Annotated in this window: 18 protein-coding genes; 7 read left to right on the top strand and 11 right to left on the bottom strand. The window is 61.5% G+C overall.

What is annotated here, in order from left to right; translation table 11 throughout:
• Positions 1-189: 189 nt before the first annotated feature.
• Together AB4874_RS00795 and AB4874_RS00790 are read left to right on the top strand one after the other, a co-directional pair.
• Positions 190-1,323 (top strand): calcium-binding protein, encoded by a 1,134-nt coding sequence (locus tag AB4874_RS00795; protein ID WP_368390577.1) that lies wholly within the window; start codon positions 190-192, stop codon positions 1,321-1,323.
• 238 nt (positions 1,324-1,561) lie between these two features.
• Entirely contained in the window at positions 1,562-2,218 is a 657-nt protein-coding gene (locus AB4874_RS00790; RefSeq protein WP_368390576.1) for a hypothetical protein, read from the top strand.
• 75 nt (positions 2,219-2,293) lie between these two features.
• Here AB4874_RS00790 and AB4874_RS00785 read toward each other — a convergent pair whose 3' ends face one another.
• The 3 genes from AB4874_RS00785 to dgcN all read right to left on the bottom strand — a co-directional run bounded on the left by AB4874_RS00785 (position 2,294) and on the right by dgcN (position 5,206).
• Positions 2,294-3,154, bottom strand: a complete 861-nt coding sequence (locus AB4874_RS00785) for a D-amino-acid transaminase (RefSeq protein WP_295534800.1) — start codon at positions 3,152-3,154, stop codon at positions 2,294-2,296.
• A gap of 15 nt (positions 3,155-3,169) precedes the next feature.
• A complete protein-coding gene (gene dgcA / locus AB4874_RS00780) occupies positions 3,170-4,132 on the bottom strand; it encodes an N-acetyl-D-Glu racemase DgcA (RefSeq protein ID WP_368390575.1) in 963 nt (320 codons plus the stop codon).
• Between the two features lie 72 nt (positions 4,133-4,204).
• Positions 4,205-5,206: an N-acetyltransferase DgcN gene (dgcN, locus tag AB4874_RS00775; protein ID WP_295534890.1), complete on the bottom strand. Its 1,002-nt coding sequence runs from the start codon at positions 5,204-5,206 to the stop codon at positions 4,205-4,207.
• Positions 5,207-5,472: 266 nt separating this feature from the next.
• On the opposite strand from dgcN, the gene AB4874_RS00770 reads away from it, so the two are divergent.
• On the top strand, positions 5,473-6,429 hold the full coding sequence (locus AB4874_RS00770; protein ID WP_368390574.1) for an L-malyl-CoA/beta-methylmalyl-CoA lyase: 957 nt from the start codon (positions 5,473-5,475) through the stop codon (positions 6,427-6,429).
• A 162-nt stretch (positions 6,430-6,591) separates the two neighbouring features.
• Here AB4874_RS00770 and AB4874_RS00765 read toward each other — a convergent pair whose 3' ends face one another.
• Positions 6,592-7,059: an AraC family transcriptional regulator gene (locus tag AB4874_RS00765; RefSeq protein ID WP_368390573.1), complete on the bottom strand. Its 468-nt coding sequence runs from the start codon at positions 7,057-7,059 to the stop codon at positions 6,592-6,594.
• 155 nt (positions 7,060-7,214) lie between these two features.
• On the opposite strand from AB4874_RS00765, the gene AB4874_RS00760 reads away from it, so the two are divergent.
• Positions 7,215-8,174, top strand: coding sequence for an acetyl-CoA carboxylase carboxyltransferase subunit alpha (locus AB4874_RS00760; RefSeq protein WP_368390572.1), 960 nt, complete (start codon positions 7,215-7,217; stop codon positions 8,172-8,174).
• A gap of 44 nt (positions 8,175-8,218) precedes the next feature.
• Here AB4874_RS00760 and AB4874_RS00755 read toward each other — a convergent pair whose 3' ends face one another.
• The 3 genes from AB4874_RS00755 to AB4874_RS00745 are packed head-to-tail and all read right to left on the bottom strand — an operon-like array spanning position 8,219 to position 10,562.
• The gene (locus AB4874_RS00755; RefSeq protein WP_368390571.1) at positions 8,219-8,995 is read right to left on the bottom strand and encodes a lysophospholipid acyltransferase family protein; all 777 of its coding nucleotides are present in this window, start codon (positions 8,993-8,995) and stop codon (positions 8,219-8,221) included.
• Positions 8,995-9,891, bottom strand: coding sequence for a cell division protein FtsX (locus AB4874_RS00750; RefSeq protein WP_368390570.1), 897 nt, complete (start codon positions 9,889-9,891; stop codon positions 8,995-8,997). The genes AB4874_RS00755 and AB4874_RS00750 overlap by 1 nt, the downstream gene beginning before the upstream one ends.
• Positions 9,891-10,562: a cell division ATP-binding protein FtsE gene (locus AB4874_RS00745; RefSeq protein WP_295534821.1), complete on the bottom strand. Its 672-nt coding sequence runs from the start codon at positions 10,560-10,562 to the stop codon at positions 9,891-9,893. Before AB4874_RS00745 ends, AB4874_RS00750 begins: the two co-directional genes overlap by 1 nt.
• Before the next feature lie 139 nt (positions 10,563-10,701).
• Between AB4874_RS00745 and AB4874_RS00735 the strand changes: the two genes are divergently transcribed.
• The gene (locus tag AB4874_RS00735; RefSeq protein ID WP_438273428.1) at positions 10,702-11,961 is read left to right on the top strand and encodes a zinc-ribbon domain-containing protein; all 1,260 of its coding nucleotides are present in this window, start codon (positions 10,702-10,704) and stop codon (positions 11,959-11,961) included.
• 73 nt (positions 11,962-12,034) lie between these two features.
• On the opposite strand, the gene AB4874_RS00730 is transcribed toward AB4874_RS00735, so the two are convergent.
• The 3 genes from AB4874_RS00730 to argH all read right to left on the bottom strand — a co-directional run bounded on the left by AB4874_RS00730 (position 12,035) and on the right by argH (position 17,621).
• Positions 12,035-14,803, bottom strand: a complete 2,769-nt coding sequence (locus AB4874_RS00730) for a DUF4175 domain-containing protein (RefSeq protein ID WP_368390569.1) — start codon at positions 14,801-14,803, stop codon at positions 12,035-12,037.
• Positions 14,804-14,841: 38 nt separating this feature from the next.
• Positions 14,842-16,107, bottom strand: a complete 1,266-nt coding sequence (gene lysA / locus AB4874_RS00725) for a diaminopimelate decarboxylase (protein ID WP_368390568.1) — start codon at positions 16,105-16,107, stop codon at positions 14,842-14,844.
• 107 nt (positions 16,108-16,214) lie between these two features.
• On the bottom strand, positions 16,215-17,621 hold the full coding sequence (gene argH, locus AB4874_RS00720; RefSeq protein WP_368390567.1) for an argininosuccinate lyase: 1,407 nt from the start codon (positions 17,619-17,621) through the stop codon (positions 16,215-16,217).
• 26 nt (positions 17,622-17,647) lie between these two features.
• Here argH and AB4874_RS00715 point away from each other — a divergent pair, with 26 nt between their 5' ends.
• The gene (locus tag AB4874_RS00715; protein ID WP_295534838.1) at positions 17,648-18,193 is read left to right on the top strand and encodes a TlpA family protein disulfide reductase; all 546 of its coding nucleotides are present in this window, start codon (positions 17,648-17,650) and stop codon (positions 18,191-18,193) included.
• A 172-nt stretch (positions 18,194-18,365) separates the two neighbouring features.
• On the opposite strand, the gene AB4874_RS00710 is transcribed toward AB4874_RS00715, so the two are convergent.
• A complete protein-coding gene (locus tag AB4874_RS00710) occupies positions 18,366-19,604 on the bottom strand; it encodes a PAS domain-containing protein (protein ID WP_368390566.1) in 1,239 nt (412 codons plus the stop codon).
• 172 nt (positions 19,605-19,776) lie between these two features.
• Between AB4874_RS00710 and AB4874_RS00705 the strand changes: the two genes are divergently transcribed.
• The gene (locus AB4874_RS00705) at positions 19,777-20,622 is read left to right on the top strand and encodes an EAL domain-containing protein (RefSeq protein WP_368390565.1); all 846 of its coding nucleotides are present in this window, start codon (positions 19,777-19,779) and stop codon (positions 20,620-20,622) included.
• The last annotated feature ends 26 nt before the right edge of the window (positions 20,623-20,648 follow it).

The raw sequence follows: 20,648 nt of genomic DNA, 5'->3' as shown, positions 1-20,648 counted from the left end.
GATGCCGTCTTTGGCGTGGTTTGGCCGGGCGCGCAGGCGCAAGCGGCGCAATACGCGCGAACAATGTCCGGAATTTTGACGTCATTGTTGCGCAGTGGAAAACGTGATCTCGCGCATTCGTTATTTTCGTTGACTAGGCCGTGATCGGCCCGGATAAGCAAGATATTAACCTTTTCCGGGATTTCCACGATGTTCGCATTACTTTTTTTAGCCTTTCTTCCCTTGGCCTTCGTGATGGGTGGCGCCTCCGATGACGACGAAACCGATACGCCCTCCGAAAGTGAAGACGATCACAGCGCTGATACGGGCAATGGCGATCTGACCGATGCGCCTGTCGACACAGGCACGAATGCGGGCAGCGACACCGGCAACACCGATCAAGGCAGCACCGACACTGGCAGCGATACCACCGCGGGTGGCGACGCGGGCAGCGACACCATCTCGGGCGCGGATACGCCTGCGACGGGTAAGGACCCCGAAGCCGGCGACAGCATCGTCGGCGCCAGCCCGGGCCCCGGTGAAGGCGTCGATCTGCGAGGCGGGGCGTTGAACGACACGCTGCGCGGCACCGATTACAGCGATACGCTGAACGGTTCGTCGGGCGATGACACGCTGTGGCTTGAGGGCGGCGACGATGGCAACACACTGGATGAGGCCTCAGCCAAGTACGTGTTCTCGACCAGTTCGATCAACTCGTTGGTCTTCCGTCTGGAATCCAATGACTATTTTGGCGGCACCGGCGGGTCTGGCGACGACTACATTGATGGCGGCAGCGGCAATGATTCCCTGCTCGGCGGGTATGGAGACGACACGTTGCGCGGCAATACCGGCGATGACGTGCTGTTTGACTATCAGGGCAGCGATTCCCTGAATGGCGGCTATGGCGATGATGAACTTGTCGCCGTCGACACTCTGTCGGGCTATTCCGATACCTTGGATGGCGGTGCAGGCAATGACGTGCTGTTCGCTGATGACGGCGATCAGGTCACCGGCGGCACGGGCTGGGATAATTTCGTGGTTTCGCCCTCTAAAGGGGTGGGACAAGCGGCCACGATCACCGATTTCAACCCGACCCCGTCGGGAACGGCCGAGAACGGGGATACCGGCGAGGTCCTGTTGATCGATGTGTTCAATTACAAGGCCAGCGACGATTTCACCATCGGGCAAACCGGCGCGGATGTGACCGTCTCGCTTTGGGGTCAGTCGGTGGCGGTGCTGCAAAATACCCAGCTTGCGGATTTGCAGCCGACCTCGGTCGTGTTGGGGATCGACTCGACGCTGAACACCGCATCGCCCGAGCTCCATCTGCCACGCAGAATCTGACACGTTCAGGCCCGAATCGGCGGTCTTTGGCGGGTGAAATCAGCACTGGTTTTGCCCGCTTTAATCTTGGTTTCGTCACCCCGTTTTTGGCTTTGATGCACGCGTTTTGGGTAATCCTACCGAGAGGTTGAGATTGGCAAAGCAGACGTGAACAATCCCACCCGATCGCCCCCACAAACGCCTTGCCCGCTGTGCGAGCGGCCCGCATGCTACCCGTCACATTCGGGAGTTTTCAACTATGTTCGCTTTGCTTCTTGCCGTGACAATCGCGCTGGCCCTGCTGGGCTGGGCCGAACTTTCGCCCCGCCCGGCTGGGGTGAAAAACACGCGCGCGCAGACCCCAGCAAGCGACGCGGTGCCCGCCCCACGCATGCGCAAGAAACGCACCAAGTACGAACTGCCCCGATTTCAACTACCCGAGTTCAAACTGCGCGTCCTCAAGCGGGCGGCCAAAGGCCAAAGCGACGAGACGCTTAGCCATTTGACAGCTCCGATCGTGCCGCTCAGTGAATTGCGCGAGACAGCGCTGGAAGACGCGAAAAGTGATGTTGCGCGCACGCGCCCGGATCGCGGGGCAGCAGCTGTGCCGGGCGATGCTGATGCCGCCGTCATGGCCCGAATCGCGGCGATGCTGGACAGCGCCGAAGCAGAAAGCGATCTTGCCGAAGATGAGGCCGACTTGCCGCGCATCACGGGGTTCACGCTGGGTGACCAGATCGTACTTGAAATGGACGGCCCTGCCCCGCATCGCAATGAAATCCGCTTTTCGCCCGCCCAATCGGGACCGCACACGATTGCCCTGATCGCGGATGAGCCGATTTTGCTGATCGAAAACATCGAGGCTGCGCAGTTGACACCCGAGGTTGTGTCTTTCCGCGCCCAGGCTGTTGCCTGACCTCAGGCACCGCATGGGCAAAAAGCCCCGGCTGGGCTGGCCGGGGCTTTTTCATGTCGCACGTTTTGACGCAGATCAGATCGCGGCCTTGAGGCTTTCCTCTAGGTAGATTTCACGCAGACGCGCCGCCACGGGGCCGGGTTTACCTGACCCGATCGTCGCGCCATCGACCTCGACCACCGGCATCACGAACGCCGAGGCCGAGGTGAAAAACGCCTCATCGGCGGCCTGCGCTTCGGCGATGGTATAAGGGCGTTCCTCGATCTCCATCTGCGCTTCGGCGGCGTATTTCAGCAGTGAGACGCGGGTGATCCCGTGCAGGATATCATGCGACAGATGCCGCGTGATGATCTTGTTGCCCTTGACGATATAGGTGTTGTTCGAGCTGCCCTCGGTGACAAACCCGTCCTCAACGAACCACGCATCATTCTTGCCCTGCGCTTCGGCGGCCATCTTGGCCATCGAGGGATAGAGCAGTTGCACGGTCTTGATGTCGCGGCGATGCCAACGCAGATCGGGCAGCGAGATCACCTTGATGCCGATCTTTGCTTTGGGATCATTGGCGAGGTTCGTCTTGGCTTGGGTATACAGCACAACGGTGGGCGGCGTGCCTGCGGGCGGGTAATGGAAATCGCGATCCCCCGCATTGCCGCGCGAGACCTGCAAATACACCAGCCCCTCGTCAATATTGTTGCGCGCGATCAGCTCGCGGTGGATCTCGATCCATTGCTCGCGGCTCAGATCGCAGGTCATCTCCAACTCGCTGAGCGAGCGGGCCAGACGGTTCATGTGACCTTCGAATTCGAGGATCTTGCCGCCCAAAATCGAGGTGACCTCATAAACCGCGTCGCCCATCACGAAGCCCCGGTCAAAGATCGAGACCGTGGCCTCTTCCTCGGGCAGATACGCCCCGTTCAGATAGACAGTCCGGCTCATTTCGATCTCCTTCACTCAGCCCCAAAGCTCTGGCTCGGGCGGGTCCATTTTGCTGCCCTTGTAATGCAACGGCACGCTGCGGTCTTCGGCCAGAAGCAACGGGCCGTCAAGGTCCACGAAATCGGCGCCCTGCGCGACCAGCACCGCCGGCGCCATCGCGAGGCTCGAGCCAACCATGCAGCCCACCATCACACCAAACCCTTCCGAATGCGCCAGCGCACGCAGGGCCAGCGCCTCGGTCAGCCCGCCGGTCTTGTCGAGCTTGATATTGATGACATCATATTTGCCGCGTAGGTCAATCAGACTGGCGCGGTCATGGCAGCTTTCATCGGCGCAGATCGGCACCAATCGCTCGACCCCCGACAGCGCCTCGTCCGCCGCCGCCGGCAAGGGCTGCTCGACCAGCACAACGCCAAGACGGTGCAGCTCTGCTTGCAGATCAAGGAAGGTCTCCAGCTCCCATCCCTCATTGGCATCGATGATGATGCGGGCCTCGGGGGCCCCCTCACGCACCGCGCGCAAACGCGGCAGATCATCAGGCGTGCCCAGCTTGATTTTCAGCAACGGGCGATGGGCCTGCGCGGCAGCCGAGGCGCGCATCGCCTCGGGCGTATCAAGCGACAGCGTGTAGGCGGTGATCAGCGGTTCAGGGCGCGCCAGACCGGCCAGCTCCCAAACCGATTTGCCCGCGCGCTTGGCCTCCCAGTCCCACAAGGCGCAATCGACCGCGTTGCGCGCCGCCCCTGCGGGCAAGGCCTCTTGCAACTCGGCGCGCGTGATGCCCGCAGGCAAACTTTCGATCTGGGCGGTGACACTGTCCAGGCTTTCGCCATAGCGCGCATAGGGCACACATTCGCCCCAGCCCTTTACGCCGTCGCGTTCCACCGTGGCGGTCAATACCTCGGCCGCGCTTTTAGACCCGCGCGCGATGGTGAACACCTGCGCCAATTTGAAGGTGTCATGCTGAACGCGGATCATAAGCGCCTCTCTTTCATCTAGCTCAAAATACTCCCGCCGGAGGCTCCTGCCCCCGGCCACCTGCGCATCCGATCAGATTGCAGCGAGCGCGTCCACCAGCTTGCCTGCGCCAAAACGGAACGGGTCGGTGGCGGGCAAGCCCATATCGGCCTCGAGTTTGGCCAGATAGGCGCGCGCTTCATCCTCGGGCATCTTTTGCGTGTTCACCGAAATGCCCACGACCTGACAGTCAGGATTGACCACATGCGCAAGGCTGAGCGCCATATCGCGCAGCGCCTCAAGCGAGGGCAAAGTGTAGCCGGGCAAGCCGCGCATATGCGCGCGCGTGGGCTCATGCGACAAGATCAGCGCATCGGGCGCGCCACCATGGATCAGCGCCATCGTCACACCCGAATAGCTGATGTGGAACAGGCTGCCCTGCCCCTCGATCAGATCCCAATGATCGGGGTCGTTATCGGGCGTAAGATATTCGATCGAGCCGGCCATGAAATCGGCAATCACCGCATCCAGCGGCACGCCGTCACCGGTGATCAGAATACCGGTCTGGCCGGTCGCGCGGAAGCTGGCTTTCATACCGCGATCCAGCATCTCGCGTTCCAGACACAGCGCGGTATACATTTTGCCGACCGAGCAATCCGTGCCCACCGCCAGACAGCGCTTGCCGGTGCGTTTCTCGCCATTGGCGATCGGGTATTTCACCGACGGAATGCGCACGTCATGCAGCTGCCGCCCGCAAGCTTCGGCCACGGCAACCAATTCGGGTTCGTCGCGCAGCAGGTTGTGCAGCCCCGAGGCAATGTCGAGCCCCTCTTCCAGCGCCTGCACCAGCACCTTTTTCCACGCCTGACTGATCACGCCGCCCCGGTTGGCAACCCCGATCACCAGCGTTTTGCAGCCCGCCGCGATGGCTTGCGCAAGGTCCATGTCGGGAATGCCCATATCGGCCTCACAGCCCTCCATCCGGAACTGACCAATAGCAAATTCGGGGCGCCAATCTTTGATCCCTTGCGCCACTTTCGCAGCCAGCGGGTCGGGCGCATCGCCCAGAAACAGCAGATAAGGGGTGTCGATCAGTGCCATTTGGGTCTCCTGTTGCGAATTCAGAGTGATGATAGGGCGCGATTGGGAAATTTCTTGGGGATTTGTGCGCATCATGGCGGGTCTAGCGGGAGATTCTTCGCCCAACACCCCAAATTGCCGCCGAAATGCCCACGCAGCCCAAGGGTCATGCTGCATTGCGGCTGACGATTCTGCACGCGCAAAATCGCCTTGCAAGGGCGCGCGCAACAATATACCCAAACCGCAACGAGAAACGTAACTTACTTGCGAAAGGCCTTCCCATGAGCTTCCGCGTCCAACCCGCTTCCCCGGCCCGTCCGAACCGCTGCCAGCTCTTTGGCCCTGGCTCCAATACCAAGCTTTTCCCCAAGATGGCAGCCTCGGCAGCCGATGTCATCAACCTCGATCTTGAGGATTCGGTTGCGCCCAACGACAAGGCGCAGGCGCGGCGCAATATCATCGCGGCCAGCCACGAGATCGACTGGAACAGCAAATATCTGTCGGTGCGCATTAACGGGCTGGATACGCCTTATTGGTATCGTGATGTGGTTGAATTGCTGGAAGAGGGCAGCGAACGCATCGACCAGATCATGATCCCGAAAGTGGGATGTGCGGCGGATGTTTACGCCGTGGACGCGCTGGTCACCGCGATCGAGACCGCCAAGGGGCGCAAGAAAAAGATCAGCTTTGAGGTGATCATCGAAAGTGCCGCGGGCATCGCCCATGTCGAGGAAATCGCGGCCTCCTCGCCCCGCTTGCAGGCGATGAGCCTGGGGGCTGCGGATTTCGCGGCCTCGATGGGGATGCAAACCACCGGGATCGGAGGCACGCAGGAAAACTACTACATGCTGCGCGAGGGGGCGAAATACTGGTCAGACCCGTGGCACTGGGCGCAAACCGCCATCGTCGCGGCCTGTCGCACCCATGGCATCCTGCCGGTCGATGGGCCGTTTGGCGATTTCTCTGATGATGAGGGCTTCCGCGCGCAGGCCTTGCGCTCGGCCACTTTGGGCATGGTCGGCAAATGGGCGATCCACCCCAAGCAGATCGCGCTGGCCAATGAGGTCTTCACGCCCTCGGACGCCGCAGTGAACGAAGCGCGCGAAATTTTGGCCGCAATGCAGGACGCCACCGCGCGCGGCGAGGGCGCAACTGTTTACAAAGGGCGCCTTGTCGACATCGCCTCGATAAAACAGGCAGAAGTGATTGTCAGACAGGCTGAAATGATTAAAAACTAAGCCACGTAAAAACGAATCGCGGTATAGTGATGGAATCCCGGAGCGACAGGGAGGGGAGGCCCGGTCGCATGAGGGAATAGGAACGCCCCGGCCCAAAGCTGGGGCGTCTCCGTATCTCGCGCCCGCCAGTCCCATACGGATGTGACAAGGGTGTGACGCGGCTCAGCCTTTCAGCGGAAAACGGATTTCCGTCACCAGATCCTCGGGCGCGGTATTGCTGGGATCGTTGAGATAAACCTCATACATGGCCAAATCGCGGTGCCGTTCGCCCGAATTTGGGAACCACTCCTCAACCAGCCAACGATAGGCCTCGGGCAATAAGGTGTAGGGCCCTTGCACATGCAAAATCGCGTTACGCCCTGAAGGATAACGGATTTCTTCCAGCGGCGGCACCAGCGCAAAGCCCTCGCTGACGACAAAACACGCATGCGAGCGCAGATCTTCGGGCGCCACGACGCGCGGATTGTCATGCCCGATCATCGCGCCGCCTTCGACCTCGACCCATGAGGGTTCGGGGATCAGCCCGGCCAATTCTCGAAAGATCGGCCCGATTGTGGGATAGGGTCCGCGATGTGCCAACCCGGCCAAGCGCACCGAAGGTAGATGCTTCAATTCGACTTCAAACGCCATGGCGCCCCCCATCTTGCTGATTCACGTCTGTCCTTGCACAGAAAGCCTAGCAGCCAGACGCGACTTCGCAACTGCGGCATAGTCCCGCGCGCCCGGTTGCATTTCCAGCACGCGCGCTTCATAGAAAGGATCAGTTTGCGACACCGGGGTGATCCATGACCTATCTCGAATTTGAAAAACCGCTCGCCGAAATCGAAGGCAAAGCCGAAGAGCTGCGTGCGCTGGCTCGCAAAAACGAGCAGATGGATGTCGAAAAAGAGGCCAAGGCCCTCGACAAGAAAGCCGATACGATGCTGCGCGATCTGTATAAAGATCTCAGCGCCTGGCGGAAATGCCAGGTCGCGCGCCATCCCGAACGGCCTCATTGCCGTGCTTATATCGACCAACTTTTCACCGAGTTCACCCCCCTCGCAGGCGATCGCAATTTTGCCGATGACCATGCCGTGATGGGCGGGATCGCGCGTCTCAATGACCGTCCGGTGATGGTGATTGGCCATGAAAAAGGGCATGACACCACCAGCCGGATTGAGCGCAATTTCGGCATGGCGCGCCCGGAAGGTTACCGCAAGGCGGTCCGTTTGATGGATCTGGCAGATCGGTTCGGGCTGCCCGTGGTGGCGCTGATCGACACGCCCGGCGCCTATCCCGGCAAGGGCGCCGAAGAGCGCGGCCAATCCGAGGCCATCGCGCGTTCGACCGAGAAATGTCTGCAGATCGGCGTGCCGCTGATTTCGGTGATTATCGGTGAAGGTGGCTCGGGCGGAGCTGTGGCGTTTGCCACCGGGGATCGCGTCGCGATGCTGGAACATTCAGTCTATTCGGTGATCTCGCCCGAGGGCTGCGCCTCGATCCTGTGGAAGGATTCCGAGAAGATGCGCGAAGCCGCCGAGGCGCTGCGCCTGACCGCGCAAGATCTGAAAAAGGTGGGTGTCATCGACCGGATCATCAAAGAACCGATGGGCGGGGCGCAACGCGATGCGCGTGCGGCCATTGCCTCGGTCGGCTCTGAGATTGAACTGATGCTGGCCGAGTTGGACGGGATGGCCCCCGCCGAGTTGATCGCGGCGCGGCGCAAGAAATTCCTCGATATCGGCACGAAGGGGCTGGCGGCGTAACGCGCGCCCGGCCCCCGATACCCCGTTAGATAAAGACAGCCAGCTTAGCCCTTGGGCGCGATGAACCCGGCTTCGGCCATCAGTTTATCTGACTCCGCCTCGACCCGGCGTTGCAACTCGGCCAGCAGCTCGGCCGCAGGCAGGCCGGGCGCAATCGGGGGCATGAATTCGACCACGCCCACTCCGGAATGGATCGGCCAGCCGCGCTTGCTCCAGAACACGCCGACATTGGTTGCAATCGGATAGACCGGCAGGCCCGTCGCATTCGAAATCACCCCGATCCCCTGCTTGTAGCGGCGCTTTTCACCGGGATAGGTGCGCGTGCCTTCGGGGTAGATGATCAACTGGCCCAAACCATTCTTTTGCGCCTCTTTCACGCCCTCAAGCATCACCTTCATCGCCTCTGACCCGCGCGAGCGGTCAATCGGGATACAGCCCGCCTGCAACGCGAACCAGCCCATGATTGGCACGTTCATGATCTGCTTTTTCATGATGAAAGAGCGCTGCGGCATGTGATGGGCGAGGATCAGAATATCAAAGAAACTTTGATGCTTGGCCCCAACCAGACAATCGCCGGTGGGCATCTCGCCGCGCAATTCATAGCGCAGACCCAGATAGAACCGCGCCGCCGCCAGCAGGTGTCCCGACCAGACCGAGGCCACCCGATGTGCCCCGATGCGACCTCGGGGTAGCTGGAATATCAGCCCCCAGATGCCGAAAAACAGCGTCGCCAAAGAGATATGAACATAAAACACCGCCGCGCGCACATAGCTGAACCACGTGATCTTGCCGGGGTGATAGGGGGTCGTAGGCTCTGTCATCAGCGAATTCTCCGAAGCATTCGTGTGGCGGCAAAACGGGTCGCACCATAGGCGACAATCGCAGCCACTGGCGGAATAATCAGCGGCCAGAGCCAGCCCCAACCGCTAAAGCCCAAGCCGGTCAGAAAGCCACCAGCCTCATTGGTCGAGGGGAGTGCGGCCACCGCCACCATTCCCAATAGCACACCCAGCCCAGCCCCTGCGAGCCCGCGCAGCGTAAAGCGACGCACAAAAGCGCGCGCAATGAACATATCGCGCGCGCCCACCAGCCGCAGCGTGGCGATCACCTGCCCATTGGCGGCCAAGGCAGCTTGCGCGGCCAGCGTGATCATCCCCGCCATCGCCCCGAAAATCAGCACCAGCGACATCAGCCCCAGCAAGCGGATGCGTTCCGCCGCCGCCACCAACGGGCGACGCCAGCGGGTGTGATCATCAAACACCGCGCCGGGCGCTTCGCCCTGCAGGCGCAGGCGCAACCCTTCGGAGTCAACGCCTTCACTGGTCTCGGTGACCGCGATCAGCTTGGGCAGCGGCAGCGCGTCAACGGGCAGATCGGGGCCGAACCACGGCTTGAGCAGCGCCTTCATCTCATCATTGCCCAGCACCCGGTCACTGGCCACGCCTGGCGTCGTTTTAAGGACCGCCAGCACGGCAGCGACCTGCGCCTCCATCTGATCGGGCGGGGCGGAAATGCGGATCGTGGCCGAACGCGCCAGACTATCGGCCCAGCGATTGGCCAGCCGCCCCGTGGCCAGCGACAGGGCCAGCGCGAAGACCGCCAGAAACGCCATCGCGGCGGCGGTGAGCAGCGTCAAGCGCGCGGTAAAGCCGGTGGGCGGCACCACGCGATCTGCGCTGGGACGTTCTGATTTCAGCAAGGACAGCGGCGCGCGCATCACAGATCCGCCCCCGCATGTTGCAACCGCCGGTTCGCGATCCGCAGAACCCGTGCCGAGACCTGTGCCTTGGCCTGACGGATCAGGTTCAGGTCATGGGTCGCGATCACCACCGTTTTGCCCATCCGGTTGAGTTCCACCAAAAGCGACAGAAGGCGCAGCGACATTTCCCAATCGAGGTTTCCCGTCGGCTCATCGGCCAAGATCACATCGGGTGACATGATGATCGCCCGCGCCAGTGCGGCGCGTTGACGCTCGCCGCCCGAAAGCTGCGCCGGGCGGGCCTCGCGGCGATGTTTCAGCCCGACCCAGCCCAACAATTCCCGCAGTTCCGGCGCATTCACCGGACGGCGCGAGACCGTCAACGGCAGGGCGACGTTTTCCTCAACCGAGAGATGTTCGAGGAACTGACAATCCTGATGCACCACGCCAATACGCTGGCGAATGCCCGCAATATCATCGCGCGTCATCGCCAACGCGTCCTTGCCAAACAGCGTCATTTGCCCCGCAGAGGGCAGCAATTCCGCGTAGCATAACTTGAGAAACGTCGTCTTGCCTGCCCCCGACGGGCCCGTCAAAAAATGAAACGATCCGGGCGCCAAGCTAAGCGACATGTCGCTTAACAGCTCTCCCCCGCCATAGCTCATCGCCACATGTTGCAGTTCGATCACTGCCAAGCCCTCTATTTTGTGCGCCTCAAAGGCCCTGTGTGACCAAAATGCTTGGACTTTCGCCTTGCGCTTGCTACAACATAAAGAAGCAGTTGGCCAGAACAGCAAAACGCCAACATGGGCAGGGACGGGATATAAGATGCGCTTGGTTTGCCCCAATTGCGGCGCTCAGTACGAAGTAGACGATGCGGTCATCCCACCGAACGGTCGCGATGTGCAATGTTCGAATTGCGCGCATGGCTGGTTTCAGCCGAGTAAAGCGATGCTTGATGCGGATGCCGATCCGGTCAGCCCCGATCCCGTGCCAGAAGATTGGGACGCCGAGGAATGGGAAAGCGCGGTTGACGCGCCTAAAGCGTCACCCATCGCTTCGCCGGCTTCCCCACAGGGGACGCTGGACGCTGCGCCCAAGCCTGAGCCTGAGCCTGAGCCTGAGCAAGACCTCGCATCCGAGCCTGACATGGCGCAAGAAGAGGTCGCGCAAGACACCCCCGAATTGGAAGACGCCCTTGAGGATGGCGAAGATCCCATCGATTGGGATTTCGACGCCGATGAGGCGGAGGACACCGAGGGCGCCCAAGCGCCTGCCCCGGAGTCCAGCGCCCCCGCGCTCACCGATCTAGACGCTGATCTCGACCAAGACGACGTAGCAAGTAGCGACTCGCCAGATCCCGAGCCCGCCGCAAAAGACGACGATCTGACCGATGCCGCCATCGCCGCACTTGTGGCGGCAAGCGCCGAAAGCGCCGCGATGCGCGCCGCGCCCAAAGCCGGTTCGACCCCGCGCAAGCCGCTTGATGACAGCCTGCTTTCGGTGCTGCGCGAAGAGGCCGCACGGGAAGCTGCACAACGCCGCGCCGAGGGCGTGAGCGAGATGCAGGTGCAAGACGAGATGGCGCTTGATGGCGCGCAAGAGGTCGACGAGACCCCAATTGCACCCGCCGCCCGGTTGGCCGCACAGCGCCGCGCGGTGCCCGATTTCTCCGATCTCAACGACGTCGATGTCGAGGATGAGGATCGCGTGGCCGATCTTTATGGCAGTGAGCCCGATGATCCGCAGTATACGCGCGGGCGCGGGCGGCTGCCCGATATTGACGAGATCAATGACACGTTGACCGCAACCAGTGACCGCGCCGGCGAGTCGATTGCCGAAAGCTCGCCAGAGATGGCGGCGCGGCGGCGGTCCGGGTTTTCGCGCGGGTTCACGCTGGTGATCGCGATCGCAGCGGTTCTGGCGCTGGCCTATATTTTCGCCCCCCAGATCAGCGCGCGCGTGCCTGCGACCGAGGCCCCCTTGGCACGCTATGTCGCGACGGTCGATGAGGGCCGAGTTTGGCTGAATGCGCAGATGAGCGCGATCACCGATAAGCTGCAAGGCGATCGCGCGGGCGCGCAATAATCCCGTCCGTGCCGATCAGGCCTGACGGTTTTTCGCGCGTCATCACCCTTCGGTTTCGCCGTTCCTGAGTGCCCTAGCCAGCATTGCCGAATTGATCGAGCAACCGCTTGAGGTAGTCGAGTTCCTCTTCGGGGCGCAACCGATCAGCTGAGCGCCGGCGGATTTCATCCAGCAGGTTTTGCGCGCGGCGATAGACATCCTCGCCTTGCAGCATCTCGCGATCCGTGCCGACTTGCGAGCCGTCGCCCTGCGCGCGGCCCAACGGATCGCGCGGCATCTCGCGGCTGCCATTCTGACCGGCCTGGCCCGCCTGTTGCTGACCGCTTTCGCCCGGCTGGCCTTGTTGGCGCGCCTGATCGCCGCGCATGGCCTGACCCAATGCGCGCATGCCGTCGCGCAGCGCCTCGATTGCATCGGCCTGACGGTCGATGGCGGTGCTGTTATCGCCCTCGCGCAACGCCTGTTCGGCCTGATCCATAGCGCGCCCGGCATCGCCCAAGCGTTTCTCGGCCTCTTGGCCCGCCTCGCCACCATAGCCCGGCAACAGGCCTTTCTGGCGGTCCAGCTCGCGGCGCAGATCGCGTTGACGTTGCGCAAGGCTTTGACCCTGCGTGCCCCCCTGCCCGCCCTCGAGCCCCGGTTGGTCGCCTTGGCCTTGCCCATCGCGCTGCGCCTGATCTTGGCCGCCCGGGCCGGTGCCCTGTTGTGAGCCCGGTTGGTCGCCCTGCCCTTGCTGGCCCTGCTGATCTTGCCCTTGCTGACCCTGTCCTTCTTGCTGGCCCTGCTGGCCTTGGCCCTGCTCTCCCTGCTGACCGTTCTCGGCTTGGCGCTGGCGTTCCTCGGGGCTGATGAACTGGTCCTGCAGGTCGCGGAAGGCCTGATCCGACAGGTCTTGCTGCTTTTTCAGCGTGTCTTGCAGGTCGCGCATCGCCTTGCCGCCGGGCGTATCGCCCTGCCCGCCTTGGCCTTGGGTGACCTTGAGGTTCTCCATCATCCGGGCAAGCTGATCGAGCAGTTCTTGCGCCTCGGCCATCCGGCCCTCTTCCATCAGCTTCTGGATCTGGTCCATCATCTGTTGAATCTGGTCGCCGGTGATCTGCTGGCTGGGTTGGTTCTGATCGCCAAATTGCGGGCCGTCTTCCTTCTCTTGCGCGCGCTCGGCCAGCATCTTGATGTAATTGTCGGTCGCCTCTTTCAGCTCTTGCATGAGCTTGGCGATCTCGTCTTGGCTGGCGCCGTTGCGGATCGCCTCGGACAGCTTTTCCTGCGCCTTTTGCATCGCGGCCAGCGCATCGGCCAGACCGCCATCCTCGACCAGTTCGGCCATTTGCCACAGCGCCTCGGCAAGCTCGTCGCGCACCTCGGGGGTCAGGTTGGCGTCCTGAAGCCGCCCGATCACGAGGCGCATCATCAGATAAACCTCTTCGCGCTTGATGAAGCCTTCATGGCGGTTGGTCAGCGCGCGCAGCAGATCGGCGTCATAGCCCGCATTGGCACGCGACCACAGCAAATCACGGCGCACCTCGATCAACGCCGCCGCCAGCGGATCAAAGAACCGTTTGCCCGGCAGAACCATTTCCTGCGTGCCGGTGGTGCCAGTCTGGCCGCGACCATCCTCGACCTCAAGCGTGAGCTTGACGGGCAGGTTCGCCCAAGGATGTTTGGCCGCATCCTCGACCAGATTTTCGGTGAAATCGGCGCGCGATCCGGTGATCGGCATCGGCAGATCATAGACCAGATCGGGGCGTTGTTCGGGAGCCACAGCCAAGCCATAGCGGCGATCCACCTTGGCCAGATCAAGCTGGATCACCGCGCGCCCGGTGGTCACCGCGTAATCGTCTTGTGCCCGGAACGGCTGGGACAGTTTGCCATCGGCGCGTCGCTCGGCAATCTTTTCCAGCGTGACCGTGGGCGCGCTATCGCCCGCGACGACGACATGAAATACGCGCCCCGCGGGCCCTTTAAGGGAGATCACGCCGTTGCGCTCGGCCTCGAATTCATGGGTTTCGATGCCCGCGCCCGCCTGTGCCGCCCCCTGTTGGGGCAGTGCCGCAGGGTTGGACACGCTTTGCGAAAACCCGATCGCCCCCGTCGCGCCGTAAAGACGGATCGAGAACCGGGTGCCTTCGGGCACACTGATCGTGTCGCCCTCAACCTTGTTGAGATAGAGCCCCGGCTTGCCGGTATAGCGCGGCGGCGAGGCCCAGCCCTCCCAGCTTGGGCCCATCGCGGCCTCGGCTGTGCCGGGGGTGCCGGTCATCCCTTCGCTCGGGTGCCAAATGCGTTGAGGAACGCCGAAAATCACCGCTACCACCAGCGCACTCAGCGCAGTCAGGCGCAGCGCATAAGGGTCGCGGCGCGCCAGATCAGGATCGGGGCGGGGGGCGCGGGCAGCGGCGGCAGTCTGTGCCATGCGCTGCAAATGCGCGGCCCAAAGCGCGCGCGCCGCCGGGTCATCCCCGCCCAAAGCCATCTCATCGGTCAACGCCGAGATCGGGCGGCCGGGCAGCGTGGCATCAAGGCGGGCAATCGCTTCGGCGCGGCGTGGCCAGCGCATGGCCCAAACGCCCCAGCCAAGGGTTGCCAGCCCTGCGAGCAGCGCGACAAGCCAGAACCAGCGCGCCGCCGCCCCCAATTCCAGCGGCAGCGCAAACGCCACTGCCGTGATAATCAGCGCCAGCAGCGACAAAAGTGGCCAGAAGGCACGCAAGCCACGCTCCAACACCATCCCGGCATGGGTCAGCGCAATCGGGCGGGCCAGTCGCGCCAAGGCGCTCTGCTCGCTCCGATCTACGCGCTGTGCGCGCGACAATGCTTTGGCAAACCAGCGTTTAACCGGCATGTCTCCCTTTCACGGGCCGCTGATTCCCGCCCACCGGGTCAGAGCCACTCGGGTATGCTATCGCGCGCCAGCATTTCCGCAAAGGTCGGTCTTGCCCGAATGAGAGCAAATTCGCTGCCCTGCACCAGAACTTCGGGGATCAGCGGGCGCGAGTTATATTCCGACGACATCACCGCGCCATAGGCCCCGGCCGAGCGAAACGCGACCAGATCGCCCGGCGCCAGCGGCGTCATGTCGCGCGCTTTGGCGAAGGTATCGCCGGTTTCACAGACCGGACCGACAATGTCATAGGGCGCCGACGGCGTGCCGGGGCTGGGTTCGATCACCGGGACGATATCGTGATGGGCACCATACATCGACGGACGCACGAGATCGTTCATCGCCGCATCGAGGATCAGGAAATCGCGCCCCTCGCCCTCTTTGAGATAGATCACCGAGGTTACCAAAAGCCCGGCATTGCCCGCGATCAGCCGGCCCGGTTCGATCTCGATCTCGCAGCCCAGATCGCCCAGCGCGCGCTCGATCACTTGCCCGTATTCGATCGGCAGAGGCGGCGCGGAGTTCGACCGCTCGTAAGGAATACCAAGCCCGCCGCCCAGATCGAGACGACGGATATTATGGCCATCCTCGCGCAGGGCCAGCGTGAGGTCGCGCACCTTGTTAAATGCGGCCTCGAACGGCTCCAGATCCGTTAGTTGGCTGCCGATATGCACATCGACGCCGACCACGTCGATCCCCGGCAATTTCGCCGCCAGCGCATAGACCGCGCGGGCCTTGGCAATCGGGATACCGAACTTGTTTTCCGATTTTCCGGTGGCAATTTTCTCATGCGTCTTGGCGTCCACATCGGGGTTAACGCGCAGCGCAATCGGGGCAGTGACGCCCATCTTTGAGGCAATTTGCGAGATCGCCTCGAGTTCGGGTTCGCTTTCGACATTGAACTGGCGGATGCCGTTTTCCAGCACATAGGTGATTTCTTCGCGGGTCTTGCCGACGCCCGAGAAAACGACCCGGTCACCCGGAACGCCAGCGGCGCGCGCGCGGCGATATTCGCCGCCCGAGACCACATCCATCCCTGCCCCGAGATCGCCCAGCAATTTCAGCACGGCGAGGTTGGAATTGGACTTGATCGCGAAACAGATCAGGTGGTCTGTCCAGTTGAGCGCCTCTTGGAATAGCTTGAAATGGCGCGTCAAAGTCGCTGCAGAATAAACGTAGAACGGCGTGCCGACACTGGCCGCGATTTCGGGCAGAGGCACATCTTCGGCATGCAGAACGCCGTCGCGATACAGAAAATGATCCATGATATCTTCCGGTTACTGGGTGGTGACCTGATCGGGTGGCGTAGGCGCACCGTCGACCCCACAGGCGGTCAGGGCAAAAAGAGAGACAATCAGAAGGGCCGTGAGTTTCATCCCAAAATCTCCTTCCAGCGGGCCACTTGCACGCGCACCTGATCGGGCGCGGTGCCGCCGTAAGATTGGCGCGAGGCCACGGAATTATGCACGCCCAGCACGCCAAACACCGCCTCGGTGATCGCGGGGTGGACCGATTGCATCTGCTCCAGCGTCAGATCGGGCAGATCGCAGCCCGCGTTTTCCGCCATCGCGACCAGCGAGCCGGTGACATGGTGGGCGTCGCGGAAGGGCAAGCCCGCCTCGCGCACCAGCCAGTCGGCCAAGTCGGTCGCGGTGGAAAACCCGCCCGAAGCAGCGGCCTCGAGATTGGCCTGATGCACCGACAGATCGCCGATCATCCCGGCCATCGCGGCCAGCGCCAGCATCAGGTTGTCGGCAGCATCAAAGACCTGTTCCTTGTCTTCCTGCATGTCCTTGGAATAGGCCAGAGGCAGGCCTTTCATCACGGTAAACAGCGCGACCGAAGCCCCAAGGATGCGCCCGATCTTGGCGCGGATCAACTCGGCGGCGTCAGGGTTGCGCTTTTGCGGCATGATCGAGGAGCCCGTCGACCATTTGTCCGACATCGACACAAAGCGGAACTGCGCCGAGGACCAGATCACGAGCTCTTCGGCAAGGCGGCTCAGATGCACAGCGCAGATCGTCGAAGCCGACAGGAATTCCAGCGCGAAATCACGATCCGACACCGCATCAAGACTGTTGGCCATCGGGCGGTCAAAGCCCAAGGCCTGCGCCGTCGCATGGCGGTCAATATTGAACCCTGTGCCCGCCAGCGCTGCCGCGCCCAAGGGGCATTCGTTCATCCGCTTGCGTGCATCCTCAAAGCGGGATTTGTCGCGCGCGAACATCTCGACATAGGCCATCATGTGATGACCAAAGGTCACGGGCTGGGCGGTTTGCAAATGGGTAAAACCGGGCATCACCCAATCGGCGCCCGCCTCGGCGCGCGTCACGGCGACGCGGATCAGCGCGTCGAGCGAGGTGATTGCGGCGTCGCATTGCTCGCGCACCCACAGCCGGAAATCGGTCGCGACCTGATCGTTGCGCGAACGCGCGGTATGCAGACGCCCCGCCGGCTCGCCAATCAGATCCTTGAGCCGCGCCTCGACATTCATGTGAATGTCTTCAAGGGCGGTCGAAAACGGGAAATCCCCCGCCTCGATTTCTGACAAAACCGTGATCAGCCCTTCCCCGATGGCCTGCGCGTCCTTATCACTAATGATGCCTTGTGCGGCGAGCATCGCAGCATGGGCCCGGCTGCCACGGATATCTTGGGCATAGAGCCGCTGGTCGTAGCCGATGGATGCGTTGATCGCCTCCATGATCGCATCTGGCCCAGCGGCGAAACGCCCGCCCCACATCGCGTTGGAGGCTTGACTGTCTTTGGTGCTATAGGTCATGGTTCGAGCCCTTTTACGGAGGCGATATGTTACGGTTTCTTGTCCTTTATACGGCGCTGGCACTGGGTGCAAATGTTGCGCAAGCTGCCGATCTCAATGCTCTCAAGCAAGGGCAGATGGAATCGCTGGTCACCTATTCCAAACCTTTGCCGGTGCCGCCGTTTTCTTTCGTTGATGACGCGGGGGAAGAACACTCTTTGGCAGAGTATAAAGGCAAGGTGGTGTTGGTGAATTTCTGGGCAACCTGGTGTCCGCCCTGCCGCGAGGAAATGCCCTATCTCAATGCGCTCGAAAAAGAGTTGGGCGGGGATGATTTCGCTGTGGTGGCCATCGCGACGGGCGGGTCAAACTCGCCAGCGAAAGTGGGGGCTTTCTTTGACGATGAAAAGCTCGACGCTATCCCGCGCTTTTACGATCCCGCTGCATTTGCCTCACGCGCGATGGGGGTTTTGGGGCTGCCGGTCTCGGTGCTGATCGACAAGGACGGGCACGAGGTTGGGCGGATGATTGGTGGGGCGCAATGGGATTCGCCCGAGGCCAAGGCGCTGATCAAGGCGATGATCACAGACTGAGAGGTCAGTAAACGGGCAGCGCGCAATCAAGGCGCGTCTGCCCCGGAGCGATCCTCAATCTCAAAGCGCCCGCGCGCCGCCCCTGATTTCATTGGCACGCACGGGCAGACGTGGAGTTCAAACACCGTTCAGCAATTCAAGTGTGCCAGTGTGCTTTGACCAAGAAACGCGCCTAGGCAGCCTTGGATTGGCGCAGATATCGGGTCATTGCCTGCTCAATCTCTTCGGACAAGCGCATGATCGATTCCAAGCGCCCTTTGATGTCGTCATGAAACCCGTCGAGTTGATCGATTGTCGCGCTCAACCCGCCAGAATTATCGCGCATCCGGCCACACTCGACCCGTCCAAGTACCCGGATCGTATCGAGCCCAAGCATCTGGCGCCGAATCTCGCGGCTTTGCTGGGTCAGTTGAGCGGCAATCGCTGCAGCCTTTCCCATGACTGCGCGCGCATCATTTGAGGCCTTTTGCTCTAGCTCATTCAACAACTCACGCTCTTTTACCCAATCAATGCCCTCAACCGGCACCACCTGCTCGAGTTTGGCATTCATCTCGGACAGCACGCGGCTGCTACCCAGCAAGAACAATGCCCGCGCCACCTCGCGCGACATTTGATCGCAAATATTGCCTTCTCCGGCAACGAAGCTGCGCAAACGATCGGAAATCACCACAGACGACGCTTTGTAATTCTCGGAAATCGCCGAGACCGGCCCCCCAGAGGGCTCTAGCCGCGAAGCGACAATGCGCATATTATTGGGTACGGATTGCAGCGCCTCAAAACTGCGCAGCAAGCCGACTTGTTCCTTTGTGGCGCGCACCATCGCAGTGTTCATCTCGGCCAAAACTTGGGTGCGCGGATCGACCGTGCGGCGCAATTGGCGGTCCCGCGCGGCCAATTCATGGCCCAAGGCATGGGCCATGAAATTGGTATAGCTTGAAAACCCGTCCGCCTCAGCGCCCCGACGCAGCATTCCGGCACTTTCCTCGGGATCGATTTTCTCAACGCGTTCGCGTTCGGAAAACGTCGCGTAGGATCGTCTCATCTTGTCAGAAAGATCACTGACCGGCTTTAGCCGCACCGATAAAAAACCGCCGTCAATCGGCAGGACTATTGCGAAAACCCAGTACCAACCACCTGATTTTGATCTATTTTTGACATAGGCGCCCATCGGGTAGCCTTTTTGGATCGCATCCCACAGGATCCGAAACACGGCCCGCGGCGTATCTGGGTGACGTACGATTTTATGTGGCGCCCCCAAAAGATCGCCCCATTCAAACCCTGAGACCCGGCGGAACACTTCGTTGCCCGAAAGAATTACACCGCGCGTATCGGTACGCGAATAAAATAGCTCTTCAAGCTGGAAGGGCATTTCCCCGGCGTGGCGTTCTGCGGTTTCGACTTGATGGCTCATCTGACCCTCGGCTGCTGCGACTCGCCTGAAGGTAGCGCGCGAAACTTACCGAAGCATTTACGCCAAAGCGGATTTGTTGCGCCCATTAACCACGTCGGGAAAGAGGCAGGCTCTTTTACTGCTTATTAGCGCCTCTATTCCAAATTGGGCGGTGTTGGTGATGGAGTGGAACATGACGAATCGCGAAAAGCCAGATCAAGAGCCGATAAGTGCAGAGCTGAGAAGCCCGCTTGCTTATGCCGTGGCAGAACGAGACCGCCAGACCATCGCCTTGGTGCGCGACGCGATTGCGCGCGGCGACGTCTTGCTGGCCTATCAACCCGTCGTGCAAACCACGCGTCCCGACCGCCCCGCGTTTTATGAAGGGCTGATCCGCGTGCTTGATGAATCCGGTCGCATCATCCCCGCCAAGGATTTCATCGAAAGCGTCGAGATAACGGAATTGGGCCGCAAGCTGGACTGTCTGGCGATCGAGATGGGGCTTGGCGCGCTTTTGGAGAATGACAGCCTGCGCCTTGCGATCAATATGTCAGCGCGATCTATCGGCTACCCGGCCTGGATGAAGGCCCTCAATCGCGGGCTGGCGATTGACGAAACCATCGCCGATCGCCTGATTTTGGAGATCACCGAAAGTTCGGCGATGCTCATGCCTGAACTGGTGAGTGTCTTCATGGAGGATTTGCAGGCGCGCGGCGTCAGTTTTGCCTTGGATGACTTTGGGGCGGGCTACACCTCGTTTCGCCATCTGCGCGAGTTCTATTTCGACATTCTCAAGATCGACGGGCAGTTCATTCGTGGTATCGCACGCGATCCCGATAATCAGGCGCTGACGAAATCGCTTATCGATATTGCGCGTCATTTCGAAATGTTCACGGTCGCGGAATCTGTCGAGAATTCACAAGATGCAGAGTATCTCGCCCAGATCGGCGTCGATTGTCTGCAGGGCTTTTACTTCGGCGTCCCCACGGTGCGCCCGCCCTGGAGCACGGCAGTGCCATCTGCGCGCAAGACGGCCTGACCGACCGGGTTTGGGCCAAAAGGCCT

It is taken from the genome of Thioclava arctica (genome assembly GCF_040892615.1).
In the GTDB taxonomy this organism is placed as follows: domain Bacteria; phylum Pseudomonadota; class Alphaproteobacteria; order Rhodobacterales; family Rhodobacteraceae; genus Thioclava; species Thioclava arctica.
The sequence above is the reverse complement of the archived record's forward strand: the minus strand, read 5'-3'. Positions and strand labels throughout refer to the sequence as shown.

What these genes read in the sequence shown, in the direction of transcription:
- AB4874_RS00790 (WP_368390576.1), top strand. Translation starts at nt 1,562, where the DNA reads ATGTTCGCTTTGCTTCTTGCCGTGACAATCGCGCTGGCCCTGCTGGGC.
- AB4874_RS00730 (WP_368390569.1), bottom strand. Translation starts at nt 14,803, where the DNA reads ATGCCGGTTAAACGCTGGTTTGCCAAAGCATTGTCGCGCGCACAGCGC.
- argH (WP_368390567.1), bottom strand. Translation starts at nt 17,621, where the DNA reads ATGACCTATAGCACCAAAGACAGTCAAGCCTCCAACGCGATGTGGGGC.
- AB4874_RS00735 (WP_438273428.1), top strand. Translation starts at nt 10,702, where the DNA reads ATGCGCTTGGTTTGCCCCAATTGCGGCGCTCAGTACGAAGTAGACGAT.
- AB4874_RS00770 (WP_368390574.1), top strand. Translation starts at nt 5,473, where the DNA reads ATGAGCTTCCGCGTCCAACCCGCTTCCCCGGCCCGTCCGAACCGCTGC.
- AB4874_RS00760 (WP_368390572.1), top strand. Translation starts at nt 7,215, where the DNA reads ATGACCTATCTCGAATTTGAAAAACCGCTCGCCGAAATCGAAGGCAAA.
- dgcA (WP_368390575.1), bottom strand. Translation starts at nt 4,132, where the DNA reads ATGATCCGCGTTCAGCATGACACCTTCAAATTGGCGCAGGTGTTCACC.
- lysA (WP_368390568.1), bottom strand. Translation starts at nt 16,107, where the DNA reads ATGGATCATTTTCTGTATCGCGACGGCGTTCTGCATGCCGAAGATGTG.
- AB4874_RS00795 (WP_368390577.1), top strand. Translation starts at nt 190, where the DNA reads ATGTTCGCATTACTTTTTTTAGCCTTTCTTCCCTTGGCCTTCGTGATG.
- AB4874_RS00785 (WP_295534800.1), bottom strand. Translation starts at nt 3,154, where the DNA reads ATGAGCCGGACTGTCTATCTGAACGGGGCGTATCTGCCCGAGGAAGAG.
- AB4874_RS00765 (WP_368390573.1), bottom strand. Translation starts at nt 7,059, where the DNA reads ATGGCGTTTGAAGTCGAATTGAAGCATCTACCTTCGGTGCGCTTGGCC.
- AB4874_RS00710 (WP_368390566.1), bottom strand. Translation starts at nt 19,604, where the DNA reads ATGAGCCATCAAGTCGAAACCGCAGAACGCCACGCCGGGGAAATGCCC.
- AB4874_RS00750 (WP_368390570.1), bottom strand. Translation starts at nt 9,891, where the DNA reads ATGCGCGCGCCGCTGTCCTTGCTGAAATCAGAACGTCCCAGCGCAGAT.
- AB4874_RS00705 (WP_368390565.1), top strand. Translation starts at nt 19,777, where the DNA reads ATGACGAATCGCGAAAAGCCAGATCAAGAGCCGATAAGTGCAGAGCTG.
- AB4874_RS00755 (WP_368390571.1), bottom strand. Translation starts at nt 8,995, where the DNA reads ATGACAGAGCCTACGACCCCCTATCACCCCGGCAAGATCACGTGGTTC.
- AB4874_RS00715 (WP_295534838.1), top strand. Translation starts at nt 17,648, where the DNA reads ATGTTACGGTTTCTTGTCCTTTATACGGCGCTGGCACTGGGTGCAAAT.